Origin of the sequence: Streptomyces sp. NPDC059788, assembly GCF_042732265.1 — a bacterium.
Lineage (GTDB): Bacteria > Actinomycetota > Actinomycetes > Streptomycetales > Streptomycetaceae > Streptomyces.
In genome coordinates this window covers 190030-212436 of sequence record NZ_JBHWHY010000003.1, presented here as the reverse complement: position 1 = coordinate 212436, position 22407 = coordinate 190030, and the positions used below count along the sequence as shown (strand labels likewise).

The following is a 22407-nucleotide window of genomic DNA, read 5'->3' as shown; positions in this document are numbered from 1 at the left end:
GGCCGGGGGTGTCCTAGCGGCCCGGTGGCCGGAAGTGGTCGGCCCAGAACGCGGCCATCTCGCCCACCCGGGTGGGCACCAGAGGGTGTTTGCCGCACTCCGCCGCGAGGTGGTCGAGGCGCAGCGCGATGCCGCGCCGGGCCACGTCCGGGCGGGGCACGGGCGTCGGCTGCGCGGACAGTTCGAACGACGGCCCGGCGGTCCTGCCCCGGCGCCCGGACGGCAGGGTCACCAGCAGTTCCGCCAGCGGGCGCATCAGGCCCGTCATCATGTCGATCGCCGCGTTCATCAGGTCGGAGCGGCGCAGGCTGGCGTCCGGGCACTCGCCGAAGTGCTGCACCATGAGCTGCAGGGCCATGAAGTAGGCGCGGTTGAACAGCTCCATGACCGACCTGGCGTCGGGGTCGGTGACCGTCTCCTTGGCCGGGTTCCCGTGGCCGAGGGTCGGGTTGCGTACGACGGGGTAGGCCGGGTTCCACCGTTCGCCGCCCGGACGCCCGCCGGTGGCCGGTGCGCTGCCGAGGAGGTCGGCGATCCGCAGGAACGAGGTGTAGTGGGACGGCTCGGCCGCTTCCGGGTCGAGCACCCCGCCCTCTCCCTGCTCGGTGATGACGTCGACCGCGAACAGCGCACTGGCGAGGTCGTCGACCTCCAACTGGTAGTCCGGGTGCTGCCGGTTGACCGATTCCCGCAGGAAGAGGTGGTGCTCCCCGCCGCCTCTGCCCTGGTCCACCAGGAAGAGGTCCGGTACGCGTTGCAGTCCCTCCCGGATGTCCGCGTACAGCTCGCTCAGCGAGGCGTAGGGGTGCCGGCCGTCGAAGGCGGCGGGGGCCGCCGGCGCGTCGCCTCGCCGCACGTCGCCGACGGCGTCCTCCGGCCGCTCGATCTGCACGAACCGGTCGACGCTGCCGATTCCCAGCCGTTCGAGGGAGAAGTCCAGCGGCACGGGCAGCTCGTTGTTGATGGTGCCGAAGTCGATCCGGGGCACGTGGAACGGCTCGCCCACCGCGGTCAGGATGTTGTTGACGAGCAGGAAGTGGATCATCTCCTCGCGGGCGATGTTCAGCAGCATGCTGCGCACGCCCTCGTCGAGCGTCTCGCCCCCGTCACCGCAGGCCAGCCGCAGTTGCCCGGGCGTCCACACCCCCCGTCGCACGAACTCCAGGCCGGCGCCGTGCGTGGGCACCGAATAGGCCGCGTACAGGTACTGCAGCATGACGGCCAGCTCGATCGCCGCGGCGTCGCGCAGCACCCCGACGAGCTGGCCGCGGGTGCTGATCCCTCTGCTCCTGCGGCCTGCCGCCGGCACGGTCAGCAGGACCTCGTCCGGCACCTGCTGGGCCCGCAGGAACTTCAGCAGCAACCGCGCCTTCGGCTCGGACAGGTCCCGCGTCGGCGGCATGTAGTAGGTCTTCGCCTTGTTGCGCGGATCGCACATCTGCCAGATCAGCTTGGCGTACGTCTCGACCTTGCAGCGGTCCGCCAGGCTGAAGACCTCCGCCTTCATGAAGGAGTACAGGTGCTCGTAGAAGGCGAAGACCTCCGTGTACACGAGGTCGAAGGTCACCTCGTCCTGGGCGATGCCGGCCAGCCGCCAGTCGTCGGGCAGCACCCGCACCGACAGGTATCCGGCGCCGGGCCAGTAGCCGAGAGCGTCGTCGTGGTCGTAGCCGAGGGCCGCCGAGCCGGGGAGGTCCACGTCGCACGGCAGGTCGTGGGCGCCCCCGGACAGCAGGACGCGGGTGGTGCCCGCCGCCGCGCCCCGCAGGGTGAACCACCCGCGGCCCGCGTGGTCCGTGTCCACGACGCAGGCACCGGCCCACTCTCCGGAGGCGTCCTTCCGGCCCGCGCGCAGCCGGACGATGCCGATGTCGGCGCACCGCGCCTCGGGGTCGCGCGCGGCCGGGTCGCGCGGGAGTGCGCGCGGGTTGAAGAACTGCCGTACGCCGATCCCGCCGACCGCGCCCGGCCGGCCCCGCACGAAGGACCGCACGGGCACCTCGACGTCGTGGTCCGCGTCGTCCCGGTCCCGGGGGTGTTCCAGGACGAGGCACGCGTCGTCGACCTGGAGGTTGATCTCCTTCTCGCGCAGGTGCACCACCGGGCCGCCGGGGCCGGTGCCCACCAGGTGCAGCGCCTCCTCCGCCGCGGCGCTCGCGGGCATCTCACTGGGCACGGTCACCAGGCCGCAGGCCAGCTCGTACTCCTTCCCCAGGTACGCCTGCCGGGGCACCCGGGCCACCAGGCGGCCGGTGCGCGCCGTGCGCAGTTCGAGGTCGCCGACGTCGACCGGCCCGGGGGAGCGGTCCGTGGCCCGGGACCGGCGGTCGCCGTCCGGGCCGTGTTCCGGCACCGCGGTGATCATGTTGAGGGTGACGTGTTCGTCCGTCACCTCCACGGAGAGGTTGTGCAGCTCACCGGGACCCCGGCCCGCCGCGCCCGCGCCCGCGCTCCGGTCCGGGACGAGCAGCCGGCCCGCCGGGTACGTACGCAGCTCGTGCGGGCGCCAGGGCGCGATCGTCCCGCGCAGCCGCCACCGGCCCGGCCGGTCGGGCGCCTGCGGAGCGGCCAGGTGGCTCAGCGCGAACTGCACCACCAGGCCACCTGCCCCCTCGGAGGCCACCGCGTCCCGCAGCCGCCGTACGACCGGCGAGACGGCCGCCTCTTCGAGCCAGGACAGTCCGTCCTGCCCGGTCACGACGAACTGGTGGACCACGGACCGGCTCAGCCGCTTCGCCAGCCAGTGGTCGCCGACCCCGCGCACCTGACCGGTGTTGTGCCACCGCGGCGGATGGAAGCCGCGGACGGCGCCGGTGGCCATGTACCCGACGTCGTGCGAGCGCCCGTCGCGCCCGAAACAGAACTGCCCGACCATGAGCGTCGTCGTCCAGTCGGACGACGGGTCGAGGTCGAAGACCCGGGCCCGGTTGACCGTGGTGGCCAGGTACTCGTTGTAGTGCCCCCACATGTCGACCCCGCGCCCGACCACCGGGTCCGAGGTGTCGAGGTCACCCGCGCGGCTCTCGGCGCCGACGATCCGCGCGTCGACCGCGAAGTGCCCGTTGCCGGCGAAGTCCTCGCCCTTGGCCGCGCTGAAGGGCCCGTCGGCCGCCGGGCGGCCCGAGCTGTCGAACCTCGGCCCCAGCCCGTCGAGGTGGTCGTGGTACTCGCCCGGCGGGCGGTGCGCGGGGAAGGGCTGCCCGTCCGCGGTGAGCGCCGTGTTCGTCGCCAGGTCGGCGAGGCCGTGCCGCGCGCCGGTGGGCAGGTGCGTCGTCGCCGTTCCGCCGAAGTGCAGCCGGGGCAGGTCGAATACGCTCACGCCGACTCGCCCGAACGGCTCGCCCGGCTGACCGCGAACACCCGGCTCGCCCGCGGCTCGTACCACTCGATCTCGTGCGCCACGTCGATCGCCGACTCGATGGCGCCCTCGATCCACGCGGGCTTCGCCGAGCAGTGCTCACCGGCGAAGAAGAGTCCCTTCTGCGGCCGGGCCGCCTCCCGCTGCTCCGCCTCGCGCAGGGCCGCCTCCTGCCCCCACCGGACGGTGGCCGCGCCCCAGGACCACCGGCGCGCCCCCCAGGCCCGGCCCGCCACGCCCAGGACCATGCCGGGCCTGCGTAACTCGGGGTGCATCACGCTCAGTTCCCTGGTGACGACCGCGTTGCGCTCCGCCTCGCTCAGCCGGCTGAGGGCGTCGGCGTCCGGCCCGATGGTGTAGCTGGCGAGGAGCACCGCGCCGAGCGCCGGATCGCCGTCGGCGGGCGGGTAGTAGGTCTGCCGGACCTGCCCGCCGGTGAAGGAGGCGCCCCCGCTGATCCCGTCCTTCTCCCAGAAGGGCTCGCGGCAGTGGAAGGCGATCTTCGTCGCCGCCCAGTACTTCGTCTGGTGGACGATGTCCAGCTTGTCCTGGTCGAAGCCGGACAGCTGCATCCTCCTGAGCACCGTGAACGGAATGGTGCACACCACGTAGTCGCAGTCCCGGGTAAACGTCCTGATGCCCTGGCGGACACGCAGGCGCACCGCGTCGTCCCGTACGTCGATGCCCACCACCTCCTGGCCGGTCGAGACCTGCCCCCGGATGCGCGAGGCGAGCCGCCGGGGGAGCGCGTCCATCCCGTCCCGCAGCCGCACGATGGTGGGGCTGGTCTCGTCCAGTACGTCGTCGAGGAAGCGCTCCAGACGCGGCGGGCACAGCGACCGCACCTGGGGGTGGTCGGCGAAGAAGGCGTGCAGGTCGATGCGGTTGCCCGAGCTGCCGCACAGGTACGGCGCCAGGTCGATGTGGTCGACGAGGTTCAGCAGCTGTACGTCGATCTCGTTGTGCAGCCCGTCGTAGAACTGACGGGGCGCGATGGCCCGGATACTCGCGTCCAGCCAGGCGCCGAACAGCATCGTGTGGGCACGGTAGTCGTGGTGGGGCAGCCCGGCGGCGAATTCGGTGACCAGGGTTTCGTGCGCGTCGCGCACCCGAAGGTATCCGGAGGAACTGGGCAGGTACGCGGCGTCGTCGGAGAACAGTGTCCGGAACTCGCGCACCTGGTTCTGCAGGCCGAGTTCGGCTATGTAGTGCATCGTCAGCCGGTGCCCGGCGGGAATCCGCATCGCGCCGAGTTCGGCGAACGGCCCGGCCTGGCCGTCGCCGGGAAAGCGATGGGTGTGGATACGGCCGCCGATGTCGCGGCTCGCCTCGATGACCTCGACGTGATGTCCGAGCCGCTCCAGTTCGTACGCCGCCACCAGACCGGCGATGCCGGCGCCGATGACGGTGACTTTCTTCGGCCCGCCGTTGACGCCGTCCGGCCCGTCAATCTCCTGCAAGGGTGCCGCCACAGGTTTCCTCCAGTACGCGATGTCCAAGGCCGGGAGCATGTCCTGGATGAACCCAGCGCCTTTCCCGGGTTCGGGAAGAGCTATGCCGGGGATTGCTCATCGGCCATTGTTTGCGTGGCAGGCAGGCGTTCGTATCCCCCAGCGGTCCCGCGCACGGACGGTTCGGCCGCCGGTCCGCCACCGCGATCGGGGCGGTGCGAGAGCCTCACCCTGCGCGAGTGTGCGGGGTTTACCCGGCGCCGCCGTGCCGGGCCCGGGGTGGGGTGATGCTGGCGTGCGTGGCCGGACGGCCGGGGCCGCGGGTGCCCGGCCCGGACGGCGAGCACGGTGACACCGGACCCCCACGGAGGCGACGTTGACACGAGTGTTGATCGCTACCACACCGGCACCGGGACACGTCGTCGGCGTACTGGAGGTCGCACGCGAACTGGCCCGGCGCGGCCACGAGGTGCGGTGGTACACCGGCCGGTCCTTCCGGGAACAGGTCGAACAGGCCGGGGCGGCCTTCGAGCCCATGAGCCCCGAGCTGGACTTCGGCGGGAAGAGCCGGGAGGAGGCCTACCCCGACCACGCCGGGCTGACCGGGCTCGCCAGCTTCAAGACCGGCGTACGGGACATCTTCTACGGCACCGCGCCGCGCCAGCTGGAGGACCTGCTCGCGGTGCTCGAACGCTTCCCGGCGGACTGCATCATCTCCGACGACATGTGCTACGGCGCGTGCTTCGCGAGCGAGCGCACCGGCATCCCGCTGGCCTGGGTCAGCAACTCCATCTACATCCTCGGCAGCAGGGACACCGCGCCGCTCGGGCGGGGCGTCCAGCCCAGCTCGTCGCCGCTCGGACGGCTGCGCAACGCGCTGCTCAGGTTCGCCGGGGACCAGGTCGCCATGCGGGACATGCGCCGGGAGGCCGACCGGACCCGGGCCCGGGTGAACCTGCCGCGGCTGCGGACGAGCGCCATGGAGAACATCGCCCGCCCGCCGGCCCTCTACCTGGTGGGCACCGTGCCGTCCTTCGAATACCCCCGCAGCGACCTGCTGCCCGGCACCCACTTCGTGGGCGGGCTCCTCGGCCTGCCCCCGGAGCGGTTCGACCCGCCCGGCTGGTGGGAGGAGCTGCACGACAGCCGCCCGGTGGTGCTGATCACCCAGGGCACCACCGCCAACGACGTCGACTGGCTGCTCGTACCCGCCGTACGGGCACTGGCCGGCGAGGACGTCCTCGTCGTGGTCACCACCGGCAGCAGCCTGGACGTCGACCGGCTGCGCCCGCTGCCGGACAACGTCCGGCTGGAACGGTTCGTCCCGTACCACCACCTGCTGCCGCACGTCGACGTGATGCTGACCAACGGCGGCTACAACGGCGTCAACGCGGCCCTCGCCCACGGCGTGCCCCTCGTCGTCGCGCCCGGCTCGGAGGAGAAGCCGGACGTGGCGGCGCGCATCAAGTGGGCCGGAGCCGGTCTCGTCCTCAAACGGCGGGCCGTGTCGGAGGCCACCCTGCGCGACGGGGTGCGCACCGTGCTGAAGGACGACCGTTACCGGCGGCGGGCCCACGCGCTGGCGCGGGAGTACCAGAGCTGCGACGCCCCGCGACGGGCCGCCGAGCTGATCGAGTCCATGGCCGAATCCCAGGGCCAGATTTCCACAGGAGGTGTCACACGTTGAACGTCACGACAAAGACCGGCCTGCCACTGCCGCCCGAGACGACCATGCCGGTGGACCCCGGTCCCTTCGACTGTATGCCGGATCTCCTGGCGGCCGCGCGCGTGGCGCCGGTCGTCCGGATTCCCTACCTCGGCAAGCACGCCTGGGTCGTGTGCGACCCGGAGCTGGTGCGGATCGCGCTCACCCATCCCCAGATGGCCAAGGACGTGACCTGGGTCCCCGACTGGATGCGCCGGCCGGGGCTGATGGTGGGGTCGCAGCCGGACCCGGAGTACGCCCGCGCCATGATCATGAGCGATGGCGAGGACCACGCACGCATCCGGCGGATGCACGCGCCGGTGCTCAGCCCGCGCAACACCGAACGGTGGGGCGAGCGGGTCAGCGTCAAGGTCGACGGCTTCCTCGACGAGCTCGCGCAGTCCCGTTCCGGGGAGACCGCCGAGGTCAACGTCGTCACGGACTACACCCACCGGATTCCGCTGGCCTTCATCTCCGAAATGCTCGGCCTGCCCCTGGAGGCCGAGCGGCAGCTGCGCAGCATCACCGACGTCATGCTCTACTCCTCCGACTACCCGGCACGCACCAAGGCGGTCCGCTCGCTGTACGAGGCGGTCGAAGGCTGGGTGCGCAACCCCGGCCCGCTGCGCGACGGGGTGATCACGGGCCTGCTGGACTCCTCCGACGGGCCGGACGCGGCGGTCACCGAGGGCGAGGTCATCGTCTGGACCCTGGGCATGATCATCACGGGTTACGAGACGACCGGCAGCCTGATCTCCGCGTCGCTGTACGAGGCGCTGCGGCGGCCGCCGGAGGAGCGCCCGCGCTCCGAGGAGGACATCAAGGCGTGGGTCGAGGAGGCCCTCCGGGTGCACCCGCCGTTCCCGCACCCGACCTGGCGCTTCGCCATGACGGACATCGACCTCGGCGGCTACCTGATCCCCAAGGGCGCCCCGGTGCAGGTCAGCATCGCCGCGGCGAACCGCAGGCCGGGGGAGGGGGCCGACAGCTTCGAAGCGGAGCGGCAGGGCCAGGGGCACCTCACCTTCGGCCTCGGCATGCACTACTGCATCGGCGCCTCGCTGGTCCGCCTGGAGGCGCAGATCGCGGTGCGCGGGTTCCTGCGCCGCTTCCCGGAGGCTCGGCTGAGCACCGGCACCCCCGTCGAGTGGGAGTCGGAGTGGATGATCCGCCGGATGAGTGTCCTGCCCGCCGTACTGTCCTGAGGACGGCGGGGCCGTGCGGCCGTACGGCATGGGTCCGTACGGCCGCACGGGCCGGCCCCGTACGCGCTCACCAGGATGACCACGTGAACCCGGCCCTTACACGGATATTGGGGAGATGATGGTTCCCACCTTTCAGGCCGACGCGCCGGGTACGGGCGCGGGGGTGCCGATGAAGGCCCTCGTGCTCGCCGGCGGGTCCGGCTCCCGGCTGCGGCCGATCACCCACACCTCGGCCAAACAGCTCGTGCCCGTCGCCAACAAACCGGTGCTGTTCTACGGCCTGGAGGCGATCGCCGAGGCGGGCGTCCGCGAGGTCGGCATCGTCGTCGGCGACACGGCCGCCGAGATCGAGTCCGCGGTCGGCGACGGCTCGCGGTGGGGCCTGGACGTCACCTACCTCCCGCAGGAGGCGCCGCTGGGCCTGGCCCACGCCGTCCACATCGCCCGGGACTACCTCGGCGACGACGACTTCGTGATGTACCTCGGCGACAACTTCATCGTCGGCGGCATCAGCGCCCTCGTGGAGCGCTTCCGGGAGAACCGGCCGGACGCCCAGATCATGCTGACCCGGGTGTCGGACCCGCGGGCGTTCGGCGTGGTCGAACTCGACCCGCACGGCCGGGTGATCGGCCTGGAGGAGAAGCCGGAGCACCCCAAGAGCGACCTCGCGCTGGTCGGCGTCTACCTGTTCACCGCGCGCGTGCACGACGCCGTGGCCCGGCTCAAGCCGTCCTGGCGGGGCGAGCTGGAGATCACCGACGCGATCCAGGAACTGATCGACTCCGGATGCGCCGTCGACTCCACCCTCGTCTGCGGATACTGGAAGGACACCGGCAACGTCGCCGACATGCTGGAGGTCAACCACCTCGTCCTGGACGGCGTCGAGAGCGACTGCGCCGGCGAGGTGCACGCCAGCGAACTGGTCGGCCGGGTGGTGATCGAGGAGGGCGCGACCGTCACCGGATCGCGCATCGTGGGCCCCGCGGTCGTCGCGGCCGGCACCCATATCCGCGACTCCTACATCGGCCCCTTCACCTCCATCGACAGCGACTGCTCGGTGGTCGACAGCGAGGTGGAGTACTCCATCGTGCTGCGCGGGGCGTCCATCGCCGGGGTGCGGCGCGTCGAGCGCTCGCTGATCGGACGCGAGGTCGAGGTGACGTCGACGCCCCGCATCCTGCGCGCCCACCGCCTCGTCCTCGGCGACCACAGCAAGGTGCAGGTCGCCTCATGAAGATGCTCGTGACCGGCGGCGCCGGCTTCATCGGCTCGCACTTCGTACGCGCCTGCGCCGGCACCGACGAACTGACCGTGCTCGACAAGCTGACCTACGCCGGGAACCTGGCGAACCTGGAGCCCGTCGAGGGCCGCTTCACCTTCGTACACGGCGACATCTGCGACACCGGGCTGCTCACCGACGTGGTGCCCGGCCACGACGTCGTCGTCAACTTCGCCGCCGAGTCGCACGTCGACCGGTCGATCGCCGGCGCGGGCGAGTTCGTCCACAGCAACGTCCTGGGCGTACAGACCCTCATGCAGGCCTGCCTCGACGCGGGCACCCCCAGGGTCGTGCACGTCTCCACCGACGAGGTGTACGGCAGCATCGAGGCCGGCTCCTGGGACGAGAGCGCCCCGCTCGCCCCGAACTCGCCCTACGCCGCCGCCAAGGCCGGCGGCGACCTGATCGCCCTCGCCTACGCCCGCACCCATGGCCTGCCGGTCAGCGTCACCCGCTGCGGCAACAACTACGGGCCGTACCAGTACCCGGAGAAGGTCGTCCCGCTGTTCGTCACCAATCTCCTCGACGGCCTGGACGTGCCGCTGTACGGCGACGGCGGCAACGTCCGCGACTGGATCCACGTGGCCGACCACTGCCGGGCCGTCCGGCTGGTCGCCGAGCGCGGCGGAGCGGGCGAGGTCTACCACGTCGCCGGCACCACCGAGCTGACCAACCTCGAACTGACCGCCCGGCTGCTCGACGCGCTGGGGGCCGATTGGCGGCGCGTCGAGCGGGTACCCGACCGCAAGGGACACGATCGCCGCTACTCCCTGACCGACGGCAAGCTGCGGGCACTCGGCTACGCGCCACAGACCGGCTTCGAGCGCGGTCTGGCCGAGACCGTCGAGTGGTACGCAGCCAACCGTCAGTGGTGGGAGCCGCTGAAGAAACGCGTTCCGTGAACCGCTTCGGCGGGGTGTGCGTCACCTGAACCGCTTCGGCGGAGCACGCGTTCGATGAGCCGCTTCGGCGGGGACCGGAGGTGGAAGTGATCCGCTCGGTCGGGAACCGGAGAGGGACGTCGACGGGATGCGGCGGATGCCCGCGGCCGGCTTCGGGCCGCTGCGGCGTGGCCCTGCGGAGACTGACGTGAGCCACTCCGGCAGCACGAGGGGAGAGCCACTGCGAGGGACCCTGCGCGAGCCGCCCCGAAGACCCCTGCCAGGACCCCGGCCGGGCTCCTTACGCCTTCGACTGGATCAGCGCCGTACGGGACCGGATGCCGAGCTTGCGGTAGATCTGCCGCAGGTGGAATCCCACCGTGTGCGGGGAGATGAACAGATGGCGCGCGGCCTGCTGGTTGGTGAGACCGCTGGCCACCAGTTCCGCCACCTTGCGTTCCGTCTTGGTGAGACTGTCCCAGCCGGAGACCGGGCGTTTGGCGTGCGTCCAGTGCCGTCGCCGCACACCGAGCTGCCGCAGCCGGGCCCGCACGCGCGCGGCGTCCCGCTCGCCGCCGAGCGCTCCGTAGGCGTTCATCGCCCGGTCCAGCTCGCTGATCGCCGTCTCGTGGTCGCCGCGGTTGTCGCGGTCCCCGCGGTCACCACGGTATGCGCTGTCGCCGCGGTCTCCGCGGGCTCCGCGGTCTCCGCGGTCGAGCAGGACACCGGCCCGGTCCTCGGCCGCCGCGGCCTGCGCCCACGGGTTGCGGTGCAGCCGGCCCGCGCGGCCCAGGGCGTCCGCGTCCCCCTCGGCGAGCGCGCGGGCGTGCAGGGCAGAGGCGAGCACGGCGGGTACGTGCCGGTTGCGCGCGCGCAGGCGTTCCGTCGTATCGAGCACCGCCTGCACGATGTCCGGCATGTCCGCCGCGAGCGCGCAGCGGACGCACCACGCCGCGGCGGCCGGGTCCTCCAGGACGAGTTCGCGCAGCGCGCCGGTCTGCGCCCCGATCTCCGCCAGCACCTCCGCCGCCGCCCGGGGGTCGGCCTGGGCCTCGGCCAGCTGCGCGCTCAGCAGCAGGCGTGCGGCCCACCAAGGACTGGAGGGATGCTGCGGGAAATCCTTCTCCAGCGTCTTGATGTGGTCTTCGGCCTGGGTGAGCGCCCCCCGGCGCAGTGCGACGAGGGACAGCACCAGCCACCCCTGTGGAGCGAGCATCGGCACGTACGGGCCCTCCGAGCCCACACCGATCCGTGCCTCCTCCTCGGCCTCGTCCAGGCGCCCCTGGGCGAGGTGCAGAGGGGCCCGGAGCACGGCCGGTACGGCGGCGGCCAGTGTCCCCGCCTCCGACGGGGCCGTACCGACCGAGCACTGGACGACCGCCGCCGCCTCCTCGTATTCGTCGGTCCTGGTCAGCGCGAAGACGAGGAACCAGCGCGGATCGAGGAGCTGCCCGCCGCCTTCGTCGCCCCCGCGGTCGAGCGCGACGGCCTTGCGCAGCGTCTCCACCGCGTCCCCCACCCGGCCTTCGCGCCACTTGCCGAACGCGTGGAAGGCCATCGCGCCGACCTGCACCGCCCGTGCGTGGTGGTCGGGCGCGCTGAGGATCTGCCGGGCGCGTTCGGCCGCGGTGCTGTCGCCGGTCAGATACGAGGCGGCGAGATGGGTGATCACGGCCTCACGGTGCTGGAACCCGTTCTCCTGCGCCGCCAGCGCGTCGCGCGCGGCCCGGCGCGCCAGCTTCGCGTTCCCCAGCAGCAACAGCGCGGCCGACATCGACGCCCGCAGCGCGGCGATGTCCGAGGCGAGCGCCTCCGGCAGGGGTGCGGCGAGCAGCGCGGCCTCGTCGATCGTGTCCTTGGCCAGGGTGATCGCCCGGTCCAGGTCGCCCGCCCGGGTGAACGCCTCGACCGCGGTCTTCGCCAGGCGCACGCGCTCGGCCTGCCCCGGGGCCAGCAGCTCCATGCAACGGGTCGCCAGCGACGCCGCGGTCGACGGATCGGCGGCCAGCAGCCTCCGGGACCCTTCGGCGATGATGCGCAGCTCCTCCGCGTTGCCGGGCTGGGCGATGTGTACGAGCTGGAGGGCGGCGCGTTCGATGCCGTCGGGGCGCGCCAGCAGCATCTCCGCCGCCTGCCGGCGCAGCAGCGTGCACACCGGCGCCGGAACGGAGTCGAGCAGCACCCGCCAGATCGGCTCGCTGCGGAACGCGATGTCGTGCTCACCGCAGACCAGGAGCCCCCGGTCGACCGCCTCGTCCACCGCCGCCAGCAGACCGACCGGCGCCTCGCCGAGCATGGCCGAAAGATCCTCCGGCGCGAACGGCGACCCGAGCACCGCCGCCAGCCTGAGCGCCTTCATGGTGGGCTCGGAGAGCGACCGCAGCTCTTTCTGGAGCAACGCGGAAAACCGCTTGGGCACGGGCGCCGGCGCGCAGGCGTCACTCCCCACGCAGCCCCCGTCGCCTCCACCACCGCTGCCTGCCGGGGCGTCGCCCCCCGCCCCGGGCTGCAATCGCGCGGTACCGTCGACCACGCATAAGTCGCCGTCCTCCACGAGCCCGCGCACCAGCTCGATCACCGCGCGGGGCGTGCTGTTGACGCTCTCCGCCAGGGCCAGCAGTCCCGGCCCGGGCTCCGCCCCGGCGCAGTCGGCCACCAGCTGCCCCAACGCGCCACCCGACAGCGGCCCCAACTCCCGCACCGGCTCGATCAAAACCCTGCCCCGAAGCCTGCCCAGGCAGGCCTTCATCGGCTCGCCCGACGCGGCCTCCCGGTCCGGGGCGAAGGCGAGCAGCCAGAGAACCGGCCGCCCGCTGAGAGCCACGATCAGATCGCACAACGCGCTCAGCACACCCCCGTCGGCCAGCTGCAGATCATCGAGCACGACAACGGCCCGGCCGCATTCCACATCCCCCCGCAGCCACCCCCGCGCCACCTCGATCGCGGCCACCACTCCCGCACTGCGCAGCCCGCCCTCAGCGCCCCTGGCCGCCTCGGCGGCACCCCTGGCCGCCCGCGCGGAAACTCCGGCCCCATCCGACGCCTGAGCCACAACCCCGGCCCCATCCCCCACCGACACACCGTTGACGACAGCGAACCCATCCCTGTCGGCGACGCCCGCGGCCTCCAACAGAAGCCGGCTCTTTCCCGCCCCGGCGACCGCCTCTACCACAAGTACCTTGCTCCGACGGACACTTGCCACACTGTGCAGGTTTGCGCTTATCTGTGCCAGCTGCTGTTCCCGCCCGCGCACCTGCGGTAACGCTCGTACGTTGGGACCCATGACGCTCCATTCGTGAACCGTGCAGGCCAGCCCTCGATGGAGCAGCGCTCCACCTCGCTACTAGAAGGAACTACCCCTACAAGCAAAAGTTCAGTGTCAGATGCGTCAGTTGGGTCACAATGTTCGCTTCCTCGGACAAAGGTTCAAGCCAAGGCGCTTTTCGATCTATCGATGTGCGAGTTTGGGGGGTTGTGGGGAGCGGGGGAGGGCCGCGGGCCGCACTGGCCGATCCGGACGAAGACGTTCCAAGACGATTCGGGCCAAGCCCCGGCGCAGAAGTGGCGCAATATCCGTCGAACCTTCAATGACTGCGGGCCAAGACCCCCGACGAACCCCTTTACTGCCCATTCACACCCGCGACGCCGGCCCGCCCCCGCGGCCTGCCATCACAATGCCCCGACACCACGCGGCAGCCCCCGCCCCGCGGCCTACCGCTTCAGCGACCGGTAGCGCTTCATGAGCGCGGTGATCCTGGTGGGGTCGGCTCCGCCGTTCAGTTCTGCCAGCAGCTCATCGGGACAGAACTCATACAAGTCCCCCCACCAGCGCCGCCCCCGATTATCCCAAACCCGGTAACCACCAGAAACCCCCCGCGCGACGTATCGCCTTCTGCTCATCTGCCCAATATACGGCTGACCTGTCGTGAGCGGAGCCCAGCCCGTCTCACGCGCCGGGCGCCCGTGCGCTCTATGTTCGCAGCGAATTCAGCACGCGGCTCGACACAAATTCCGCAGACCCCGGGCCCCATGGCCCAGGGAACGGTCGATCTGCACGACCTGAGGCAGGAGACAATGCGGCCGTCAAGCCTCCTCGCGAGCCGCCTCGGCCTCGAAGGCCAAGAGGGTCAGGCCGGTGACTTGGATGACGGCGTGCCACTCGTCCAGGGTCAGATCCGGGACTTTCTCCAGCACGTCACTGGGAACGGGACAGCCGTCAGCGCTCAGGATGACCTGCGAGAAGGCCACCCCCGAGGGGCTGAGGCACAAACGCGCCCCTTGCTCCGGCTGCCCTGCGTACAGCACCGTGATGTGCTGTACGGCTTCCACGTTGTCGGGAGTCTCCGACGCGAAATCAAGAAGCGCGCGGCGCAAGCCGGCGGTGAGTTCGTCCTGGTGCAGGTCCGCCCTTTCCGCAATGGCAGTCAGCGCCCGGCACAACTGTTCTCTCGCCACCGACCGGGCCGGTCTCGAATTCCCCTCCGGGTGTCGTGCGCCACTGCCTGGCACAGGCACAGGCACAGGCACGGGCTCCGACTCAAGACCCGTGATGATGAGCTTGGAGACCAGCAGTGCGGCCTCCCACTCCTCCTGAATCAGAGTCGGGCAACTCTCCTGCACCTGAGGCGGTAGGTCGCTTGAGTCCGCGTACAAGAGCAGGTCTGGCAGCCCGATGTCGTAGTCCGCCAGCCGAAGACCGAAATTTCGTCCCCAGGAGTGGTCCTCGGCACCAGAGGCGAACAGCTCGACGCGCGAGCGCTCTCCTAGTTCCTCCACGGCCAGTTCGCGCAGCGCGGTGACGACTGCCGTACCGAGATCGTCGGGTACGGACCCGCTCTCGCCGATACACAGCAGAGCCTGGCGCAGGCGTGCGCGCGGCGATGACGGATTCATCGTCTCCTCCCACGGCCACCGCCTGAATCGAGCGGCTGGACAGTTGTCTTCTCCACGTACTGGTCGAACTCATCGATCTTGTCAGCCGGTACTGCGTAGCGCCCTGGCTCGTTGGTCGGCTTGATCTCGTACTGCTTCAGCCAGGCCAACACCTCCGGCTTGCAGGAGAACTCCATTTTGTGGGTGTAGTTCTTGCTCTTGCCCGGCGTTCCGGGGTTGACCTTGCCGGTCTGGGCGATCCATTTGGGCTGCCGTTCGTGGCCGGGCCTCGGGACAAGGCCCCCGCCCGGCTTCACCGCGGCGCTCGCCTTCGCTTCCGCCTCACTGCCGTAGCGCTCGATGATGACCGGGCACTTCTTCTTCGCCAGGCCGAGCGGATCGATCTCGGCGAAGGGATTGTCCACCTAGCCGTGGGGGTCGGGCGCGGGCCCGAGACCGAGCGGATCGGGGCTGAGGTATCGGCCGGTGAGCGAGTCGTAATAGCGGAACACGTTGTAGTGCAGGCCGCTCTCCCGGTCGAAGTACTGGCCGGGGAATCCCAGACTGCACCCCACCGCCGTCTCACGAGGGCCGGTGGGAAACGGGGTGCCCCACAGCGAGGAGCCGGCACGCCGGGCGATCCCGCCGTTCTCGTCGGCAAGTTCCGTGGGCGTGCCGACCAGGTCGGTGATGATGGAGTAGAACCGTGTGTCGAACTCCTCCTGGGTCGGCACAAGGGCGTCGGCGGTGCCCTCGACCTGGGTCAGGACGCGGTAGTTGCCCGGGCCCCACTCCCAACTGGTGGTCTGGGTGTCGGCTGAACTCGAACTGCTGCGCAGTTCCTCGGCCGGCACGGTGCCGGATGGTTCTGATCCGTCGGGAGGGGCACCGAAGCCCGGTGAACCGCCCACTCACACAAACGGCCCCGGACAAGAAGCCCGAGGCCGGATAGAGTGCCTCCCCGGGGAGAAGCCCCAGGTCAGCGGCTTTACGCGCTTGTGCCCCCGGCAGGATTCGAACCTGCGACACCCGCTTTAGGGGTTCGATCTTGCCCGGTCGTGGTCGGGGTCCAACGCGTCCGTAGGGGCCGCATGTGGCTGCCGGATGATGCCGCTGTCCGTGGCCGTTGATGTCACCGTTGGATGTCAGCGGAACGCCCACGGGCATCGGGTAGATCGTCAATGACTCCGCTGGTTCGGCGCCGGCCAGCTGGCGGCACCCCTGGAGTAACCGGGCGTCCTGGTATTACCTGCCATATTTTCGGGCGATAAGAACCTTTCTGTCCACATGGTGGCTTCATGCGAATCGGTTGACCCGCCACATGCGGCAAAGGGCTCCGCTAGCATGATCGTCCAAAATGTTGATGTTCATGGCGCTCAGCCGGGTGGGGATCGAGGTCAATATGCACTTCTCGATAGATGCAGTTATCGATCGACTTGCCAGAAAAGGACTTCTGTTCGATCGAGCAGCTATCGAACTAGACAAAATCATCCAAGGTGCGGATGATGACGGATTTTTTTCCCTGCTGGTGAGGGCCGGCTGCATCCCGGAGCGATACAGCCACGACTCCTCCGAGGAAAAGCTGTATGCCAAGGCGATGGATTCGATCGTTGCCGAGTCTCTTCGTCGGATTGGATATGAAGCCGAGGTCTCGCAAGAAAGGTCTAACTCGGCAGACGTAGTGGCAGAAGGCGGATCGCCCGCGCACTCTCTAGTGGCAGACGCTAAGGCGTTTAGGCTTTCTCGTACAGCACTCAACCCTAAAGATTACAAGATTGAGGCGCTGAGTAAGTGGCGGAAGGGTGCTGATTTCGCAATTCTAGTCGCCCCTATCGCTGGCTACCCAGAAGGAGAAAGCCGCCTCTACGTGGAGGCTGACAGACATCAAGTGACGCTACTCTCTTACTCGCATCTCGCCCTGATGATTGCCTCCGAGTCAGGACCATCTCGGCTTGAGAGTATTTGGATGCGCAGCGTCGAACATACGTCAGTTACCCTTAGTGCTCCGCAATATTGGAGCTCACTAGACAGCGCCTTGCGCCAGGCTCTGTCGTGGGACCAAGTGAACTGGTCAGAGGCGAGGAGAGAGTACTTCGAAAGCCTTCTACTTAATGCGGAGACAGAACTCGCCTACTTCGACCAGGTGAAAAGTGACATTGCGGCTATGGATCGCGAAGAGCTCGTTGATATAGCTGTAGGCGCACTTAAGATTGACAGTAAAATACGAACCATTCGAGCGCGGGTGGCTAAAACCAGGGCTCTTATGGGTGAGATGGAAGACCGGGATCGGTAGGTAGCTAATGAATTGTCTCCTTCGGCACGCGCCGGCCGAAGGAGACAACGTGGATCAGCGTGATGAGAAGCTGAATCCTGGGATGCTCTCATAAATTTGATCGGCAACCTCGCGGCATGCGGTGTTTACTGTATCTTGCTGGCTCAGCATCTCGTCCGTAAATTGACTGATCCGGGCCTCAACGGCCGAGACGAAAGCAATAGTTGCTGCCACGTCGCCTGGCCAGTCGGCTGAAGCAGCACGATCCAGAGCTGTTTTGATTAGCGCGCCAGTACTGGGTGCATCTTGTGTCAGGCCCATCGCGATTGCTGCTTCATAAGGCCTGGCAACCAAGACGAGAGAAGTGTTGATCGCGGCTGACTTCATCGAACGAGGCCGGTGCGTTCGTTCGATTGTCATGGGCCACAATTGGGTGATCTTTAGTCCGGCCCGCACGTAAGCCGCGATTAGTGATGACCAGCCGCTAATGGAACTGTGAGCGTAGCAAACGGTGATCACACCGTCTCGCTTGACGACCCGCCGAGCCTCTCGCAAGACTTGCGCCATCCCCGTACTGAAGTATGTCCAGGCCTCTGTGGGACTTCCCTGACGTCGAGGAGCTGCGGTCAGCTCCCTAGTTGAGTCAGTTCTGGGCTCGCTGAAAATTTCAGGGAAGGTACCGATCAACGCCATCCTCTTGAAGGAATAGATGCAGTCGGCGAGGATGCTGTAGTAGAGATTATCGTAGTACGGCGGATCGGTGACAATGGCGTCGAAGAAGGCGTCTGGGTATGCCATTGAGCGGGAGTCGCCGCGGGTGATCCTTTCCTCTTGGTCCGCTGGCATCGGGATTTGGTCTACGCCAGCAGCGATTCGCTCAAGTTTCCCGTAGAGATTCGCTGGCCCGCGCAAGAGTGGGTCAATCTCAACGAAGTCCCACAGCATAGGCATTCCTGGACCAGAGAGGCCGCGTCCCACCTGCTCATTCTGTGAAATCCACATGCACAGCCGAGAATTCCAGTCAGCTAGCTGATCAATGAGGCCAGAAAGGAAAGCAGCGATTGCTTTGGCCAGAGGCTCGCCATATTTTGCTTCCCAGGTCTTCTGCCGCTCACTCAGGACCCGGCAAAGGCGAGTGATGACCGCAAGTTGCCGCTCCGTGAATAGGGAAGTAATAGTGTCGTGGCCGTACATGGTGGGATTCGTGATGCCTGACCAGGCCGGAATTTTGACGTCCGGAAGTTGAAGGCCGAGTGCGGCGCAGTCTTCCTTGATCATCTGCTCCGCGACTGCATCAGTACCATATTTACGCGGATCCGTCGCGGGAAGGAAATGCTTTCGCTTGTCGAGCTTTGCAACTGCCGTGAGTTTGTCGGTCGAAGCCGTTCGAATCAAGTCGGCCGTTTGCTTCCTGTCGTATTCCTGTCCGCAAAACAGGCAACGCAGAGAGTTTCGCCCGCTCCAGGCCGAGTGATCGGTTACTGCGTCGGACGTCGATTCGACGACATGGATATCGAACGACTTATTGTCAAAGTCTGGCCGCTGCATGATGGCACGCTGCCTCCCTGTCTTTTTAGAAAGCCAGGGTCGCTTTTGGAGGGGCATCTCGTTACCGCAGTTAGTGCACACGGCGGAACGGCTCCAGAAGTAGCAGATAATGTTGTCGGCGTCACGGGCAGGGTAAAGCTCGCCGGTCTCGGATTTCAGTTGATCCAAGACTTTCCTTCCCTCCAGCATCAATAGATGCCGGAGTTGCCGACCAGCGGGCCTGCTGAAATCGAGGAGTGCCTTCGCTGTGAAATAAGCGAGCTCGTTGTTTTCCATCCCATACATCTCAACGCCCAGGCGCGTACCTGCAAGCGGGAACGTGGCGCCACCTACGAACGGGTCAAGAACCTTTGATTCTTCTGCTGCTTGAGTCGGGTCGAGGGAAGCGGAAAGTAGGTCTGCTGCCGTAGAGAACGGGCGGCGAGCCCACCAAGTGAAGACAGTGTGGGGAGAAGAGGCGCGCTGGTACCTTTCGGAGGTGCCCGCTTCGGAGATGGATGCGACATCGAGATACTGTTCAATCGGACGCTTCTGGATCTCCGACACTGATTCTCCTTAGAAGATTTCAAGCAACGCAGTGTCCCATATTTCCGTGTGCTCTGTGGAGCTCGACGGCACCGTGGTCCACAAGACCATACCGAAGTGGCTGTATTAGTGGGGTGGTGGCAGCGTCTCAGCGGGGGGGCATGCCAGTGAGGGCGCGGAGCGGCTTTGGACTGGAGCTGCCATGGGGCGAGTGATCATGGCCCCGTAAGCTGATGGCTTGTCGGGCAGTCTGTGGACCTGCCCGGTAAAACACGATGTTGGGCCCATGATCTTGGAGGCTCGCCCCATGGTGGCTGCCTAAAGCCGTGGAGCGACCGGACTCAGCCACAGAAGGTGTCTACCACTCGATGCCGCGGCTGCCGAGCGCGCTGCCGGGCGCGGTCAGCCGGGGCGAAGACGGGAGGCAGGCCGCGCCGCAGAGGCGGCGCGCGCCCGCGCCGTGCGCGGGCCTTGAACCAGTAGAGAAAGTTGTAACTCAGCGGAAGTTCGCCTACCGCAAGACCTGGGCGGAGCGCGACACCAAGCGCCGGGAGCTTCTCGACAAGGTCGACCAGGGCGTGCCTGTGCCCACTCGTTCGGCCAAGCTCTCTGAGTGGCTGCCGTACTGGCTGGACAACGACATCAAGCCCCGTCGCAAGCTCAGCACGTACGACAAGTACGAGGCACACACAGGGCTCTACCTGTCGCCGATGCTTGGCGCGAAGAGGCTCGAATCCCTGGGCGTCGCCGATATGCGCCGTTTCCTCGTCCGTCTGGAGAGCCAGACCACTGCCGCAACTGCCAAGGAATCGCACCGTGTACTGGGCTCGGCGCTCTCCTCCGCGTGCCGGGAAGAGCTGATCACGCGCAACGTGGCCAAGCTCGTTGAACCGTCTCGCACCGACTTACGCGAGCTGCGCCCCTGGACGCTGGACGAGTCCCTCGGCTTGCTGGCGGCCTCCAGACAGGACCCGCTTTACGCGGCCTTCGTCCTCGTCATCGGGATGGGGTTTCGCCGGGGTGAGATCGTCGGCCTGCGCTGGTTGGACCTCGACCTCGAAAACCGTGTCCTTCGCGTGCGCCAGTAGACCCAGCGCCGCCGTGGCGTCCTGTATGACGACGACCTCAAGAGCCGTCGTCGTCGAATTGTCCCGCTCCCGGGCTTTTGCATCGCCCCTTGCGCTGGCACCGGATGCGGCAAGCAGCTGCTCGAGCCAAGGCGGGGGAGAGCTGGGTGACAGGAGCGGCTCTCAGATCAGCATCACCAGGACGTCTACACCCACGTCGTCCAGGACACACAGCGCGAGGCCATGAGTCACATGGACCGGCTGCTCAGGAGGCGTCCCGGTCGTCAGTGACCATGGGCGTTGATGTCAGAACTGGATGTCAAAGGGCTCCTACCAAGATCGGTAGGAGCCCTTTTCGCTGGTGCCCCCGGCAGGATTCGAACCTGCGACACCCGCTTTAGGAGAGCGGTGCTCTATCCCCTGAGCTACGGAGGCGGGGAGTGGTCGGCGCATGGTGGGTGCGTCGACGGGCTGCTGGTGGGCAGCTTTGGACAGGGTAGCGGATGGGGGGCTGGGCGGGGGAAGGGCGGGGCGCCCACGTCCCGTGGCTTCGGGGGTGGGCGCCCGCTGAGTGCCGGTCGCACGGCCGCCCGGTGGTCACCGGGCGGCCGTGTGGTGGGGCTAGGGGGCGTGGGCCGGGTTGTCCGGGGTTGGGGAGTTGGTCTGGGTGGTGCGGTGGGTGGACCAGGTGGTCAGGGCGGTGGCGCAGGCGTGGTCGAGGTGGCGCAGGCCGGTGAGGTCGAGGTCGATCCTGCGGTCGTGGGGGAGGGCCTCCAGCTGGTCGAGGAGTTTGGGCAGGCGGAGGAAGGTGGCGTTGCCGAGGGCGCGTACCTGGATGGGTTCGGTGGACGGGGCGTCCAGGCCGCTGAACTCCAGGTGGACGTGGGAGGTCTCCCAGGCGGTCTTCGCGACGGCCAGGAGGAGGCCGATCAGTACGCCCTCGAACATGTTGGTGACGACGATCGCGATGGCGGTCGCGGCGAGCACGACGGCTTCACCGCGGTGCTCGCGCCACAGCGGGGCGAAGTCGCGTACGGGGAGGAGTTTCCAGCCCGCGTGGACGAGGACGCCCGCGAGCGCCGCCACCGGGATGATGCCCAGCGCCGCCGGCAGGGCCGCCGCGAAGATCAGCAGCCAGACGCCGTGCAGCACGCGGGACGCCTTCGTACGGGCCCCAGCGTTGACGTTCGCGGAGCTGCGGACGATCACCGCCGTCATCGGGAGGGCCCCCAGGATGCCGCAGACGGTGTTGCCCGCGCCCTGGGCCATCAGCTCCTTGTCGTACTGCGTGCGCGGCCCGTCGTGCAGCCGGTCCACGGCGGCCGCGCTGAACAGCGACTCGGCGGACGCGATGAGCGTGAAGGCGAGGACGGTGCCGATCGCGCCGACGCTCACCAGCTGGGCGAAGTCCGAGCCGCCCGGTGGCTGGACGGAGGAGAGCAGGCCGTGCACCTCGACGCGGGCTATGGGCAGGTCGAGGGCGAAGACGGCGAGCGTGGCCAGGGCCACGGCCGCGAGCGGGGCCGGCAGGACGCGGGCCCCGCGCTGCCACCGGGGCCAGAGCACCAGTACGGCGACGGTGCCCGCGCCGACCGCGAGCGCGGACAGGGCCGCGCCCGACCCGGCGGTGCCGGTGACCAGACCGGGCAGGCCGCCGAGGTTGGCGAGGCCGCTGCCGGGGGCCTTGGTGTCGGTGAGCGCGTACAGCTGTCCGGCGATCAGTACGAGGCCGATGCCCGCCAGCATGCCCTGGACGACGGCCACGGAGATGGCGCGGAACCAGCTGCCCAGGCGCAGTGCGCCCATGGCGACCTGGAGGAGGCCCGCCACGAGGACGATCGCGCCCAGCGCGCCGAGGCCGTACTCCTTGACCGCTTCGTAGACGAGGACGGTCAGACCGGCGGCCGGGCCGCTGACCTGGAGGCTGCTTCCGGGCAGGAACCCGGTGAGCAGGCCGCCGACGATGCCGGTGATCAGGCCGAGTTCGGCCGGTACGCCCGAGGCGACGGCCACGCCGACGCACAGCGGCAGCGCCACCAGGAAGACGACGACGGAGGCCGTGAAGTCGGCCCGGAGGTGGGGCCAGCGGGGGGAGGAGGGCTTCGACGGGGTGGGGGTCTCCTGAGGTGTCTCCTTCGGGTTGGGGGGCGCGCCGTTCGTGGTGGGCGCCGGGGCTGAGGTGGTTGCGCCCGTGGTCACGCCCGCGGCCGTGTCCGGGGTGGATTTCGGTGTCATGGAAGGCGC

General features: G+C 68.7%; 14 protein-coding genes, 1 tRNA gene and 1 pseudogene. 6 read left to right on the top strand and 10 right to left on the bottom strand.

All coding sequences use genetic code 11. From position 1 onward, the window contains the following. Positions 1-13 precede the first annotated feature (13 nt). Positions 14-3319 carry a ferritin-like domain-containing protein gene (locus tag ACFV57_RS04235; protein ID WP_385225474.1) on the bottom strand — a complete coding sequence of 1102 codons (3306 nt, stop codon included), beginning with the start codon at positions 3317-3319 and terminating at the stop codon, positions 14-16. Beyond that, a complete protein-coding gene (locus tag ACFV57_RS04230) occupies positions 3316-4830 on the bottom strand; it encodes a flavin monoamine oxidase family protein (protein WP_385225472.1) in 1515 nt (504 codons plus the stop codon). The genes ACFV57_RS04235 and ACFV57_RS04230 overlap by 4 nt, the downstream gene beginning before the upstream one ends. A gap of 364 nt (positions 4831-5194) precedes the next feature. Here ACFV57_RS04230 and ACFV57_RS04225 point away from each other — a divergent pair, with 364 nt between their 5' ends. The 4 genes from ACFV57_RS04225 to rfbB all read left to right on the top strand — a co-directional run bounded on the left by ACFV57_RS04225 (position 5195) and on the right by rfbB (position 9900). Beyond that, positions 5195-6496, top strand: a complete 1302-nt coding sequence (locus ACFV57_RS04225) for a glycosyltransferase (protein ID WP_385225470.1) — start codon at positions 5195-5197, stop codon at positions 6494-6496. Further along, complete coding sequence (locus ACFV57_RS04220) at positions 6493-7719, top strand: cytochrome P450 (RefSeq protein WP_385225468.1); 1227 nt, start codon at positions 6493-6495, stop codon at positions 7717-7719. The genes ACFV57_RS04225 and ACFV57_RS04220 overlap by 4 nt, the downstream gene beginning before the upstream one ends. A 169-nt stretch (positions 7720-7888) precedes the next feature. Further along, complete coding sequence (locus tag ACFV57_RS04215; RefSeq protein ID WP_385225633.1) at positions 7889-8953, top strand: glucose-1-phosphate thymidylyltransferase; 1065 nt, start codon at positions 7889-7891, stop codon at positions 8951-8953. Beyond that, positions 8950-9900 (top strand): dTDP-glucose 4,6-dehydratase, encoded by a 951-nt coding sequence (gene rfbB / locus ACFV57_RS04210; protein ID WP_385225466.1) that lies wholly within the window; start codon positions 8950-8952, stop codon positions 9898-9900. The genes ACFV57_RS04215 and rfbB overlap by 4 nt, the downstream gene beginning before the upstream one ends. Before the next feature lie 280 nt (positions 9901-10180). On the opposite strand, the gene ACFV57_RS04205 is transcribed toward rfbB, so the two are convergent. The 5 genes from ACFV57_RS04205 to ACFV57_RS04185 all read right to left on the bottom strand — a co-directional run bounded on the left by ACFV57_RS04205 (position 10181) and on the right by ACFV57_RS04185 (position 15605). After that, entirely contained in the window at positions 10181-13162 is a 2982-nt protein-coding gene (locus ACFV57_RS04205) for a LuxR C-terminal-related transcriptional regulator (RefSeq protein ID WP_385225464.1), read from the bottom strand. Positions 13163-13590: 428 nt separating this feature from the next. Next, on the bottom strand, positions 13591-13779 hold the full coding sequence (locus ACFV57_RS04200; RefSeq protein ID WP_385225462.1) for a hypothetical protein: 189 nt from the start codon (positions 13777-13779) through the stop codon (positions 13591-13593). A gap of 183 nt (positions 13780-13962) precedes the next feature. Next, positions 13963-14772, bottom strand: a complete 810-nt coding sequence (locus ACFV57_RS04195) for a hypothetical protein (protein WP_385225460.1) — start codon at positions 14770-14772, stop codon at positions 13963-13965. Then, complete coding sequence (locus ACFV57_RS04190; protein ID WP_385225459.1) at positions 14769-15176, bottom strand: hypothetical protein; 408 nt, start codon at positions 15174-15176, stop codon at positions 14769-14771. The genes ACFV57_RS04195 and ACFV57_RS04190 overlap by 4 nt, the downstream gene beginning before the upstream one ends. Next, on the bottom strand, positions 15177-15605 hold the full coding sequence (locus tag ACFV57_RS04185; RefSeq protein WP_385225457.1) for an RHS repeat-associated core domain-containing protein: 429 nt from the start codon (positions 15603-15605) through the stop codon (positions 15177-15179). Between the two features lie 503 nt (positions 15606-16108). Between ACFV57_RS04185 and ACFV57_RS04180 the strand changes: the two genes are divergently transcribed. Next, the gene (locus ACFV57_RS04180) at positions 16109-17044 is read left to right on the top strand and encodes a HindIII family type II restriction endonuclease (protein WP_385225455.1); all 936 of its coding nucleotides are present in this window, start codon (positions 16109-16111) and stop codon (positions 17042-17044) included. Between the two features lie 54 nt (positions 17045-17098). Here the strand turns inward: ACFV57_RS04180 and ACFV57_RS04175 are convergent, their stop codons facing one another. Continuing rightward, entirely contained in the window at positions 17099-19117 is a 2019-nt protein-coding gene (locus tag ACFV57_RS04175) for a hypothetical protein (RefSeq protein WP_385225453.1), read from the bottom strand. Positions 19118-19464: 347 nt separating this feature from the next. Between ACFV57_RS04175 and xerC the strand changes: the two are divergent. Continuing rightward, positions 19465-20454, top strand: a pseudogene (xerC, locus tag ACFV57_RS04170) (tyrosine recombinase XerC). A gap of 68 nt (positions 20455-20522) precedes the next feature. Here the strand turns inward: xerC and ACFV57_RS04165 are convergent. Next, positions 20523-20598: transfer RNA gene (locus ACFV57_RS04165), tRNA-Arg, on the bottom strand. A 186-nt stretch (positions 20599-20784) separates the two neighbouring features. After that, entirely contained in the window at positions 20785-22398 is a 1614-nt protein-coding gene (locus tag ACFV57_RS04160) for a SulP family inorganic anion transporter (protein WP_385225451.1), read from the bottom strand. Positions 22399-22407: the final 9 nt, after the last annotated feature.

Excerpts from the sequence above, each read along its gene's own strand:
- ACFV57_RS04205 (WP_385225464.1), bottom strand. The coding sequence starts at position 13,162 with ATGGGTCCCAACGTACGAGCGTTACCGCAGGTGCGCGGGCGGGAACAG.
- ACFV57_RS04180 (WP_385225455.1), top strand. The coding sequence starts at position 16,109 with ATGTTGATGTTCATGGCGCTCAGCCGGGTGGGGATCGAGGTCAATATG.
- ACFV57_RS04200 (WP_385225462.1), bottom strand. The coding sequence starts at position 13,779 with ATGAGCAGAAGGCGATACGTCGCGCGGGGGGTTTCTGGTGGTTACCGG.
- rfbB (WP_385225466.1), top strand. The coding sequence starts at position 8,950 with ATGAAGATGCTCGTGACCGGCGGCGCCGGCTTCATCGGCTCGCACTTC.
- ACFV57_RS04195 (WP_385225460.1), bottom strand. The coding sequence starts at position 14,772 with ATGAATCCGTCATCGCCGCGCGCACGCCTGCGCCAGGCTCTGCTGTGT.
- ACFV57_RS04215 (WP_385225633.1), top strand. The coding sequence starts at position 7,889 with ATGAAGGCCCTCGTGCTCGCCGGCGGGTCCGGCTCCCGGCTGCGGCCG.
- ACFV57_RS04160 (WP_385225451.1), bottom strand. The coding sequence starts at position 22,398 with ATGACACCGAAATCCACCCCGGACACGGCCGCGGGCGTGACCACGGGC.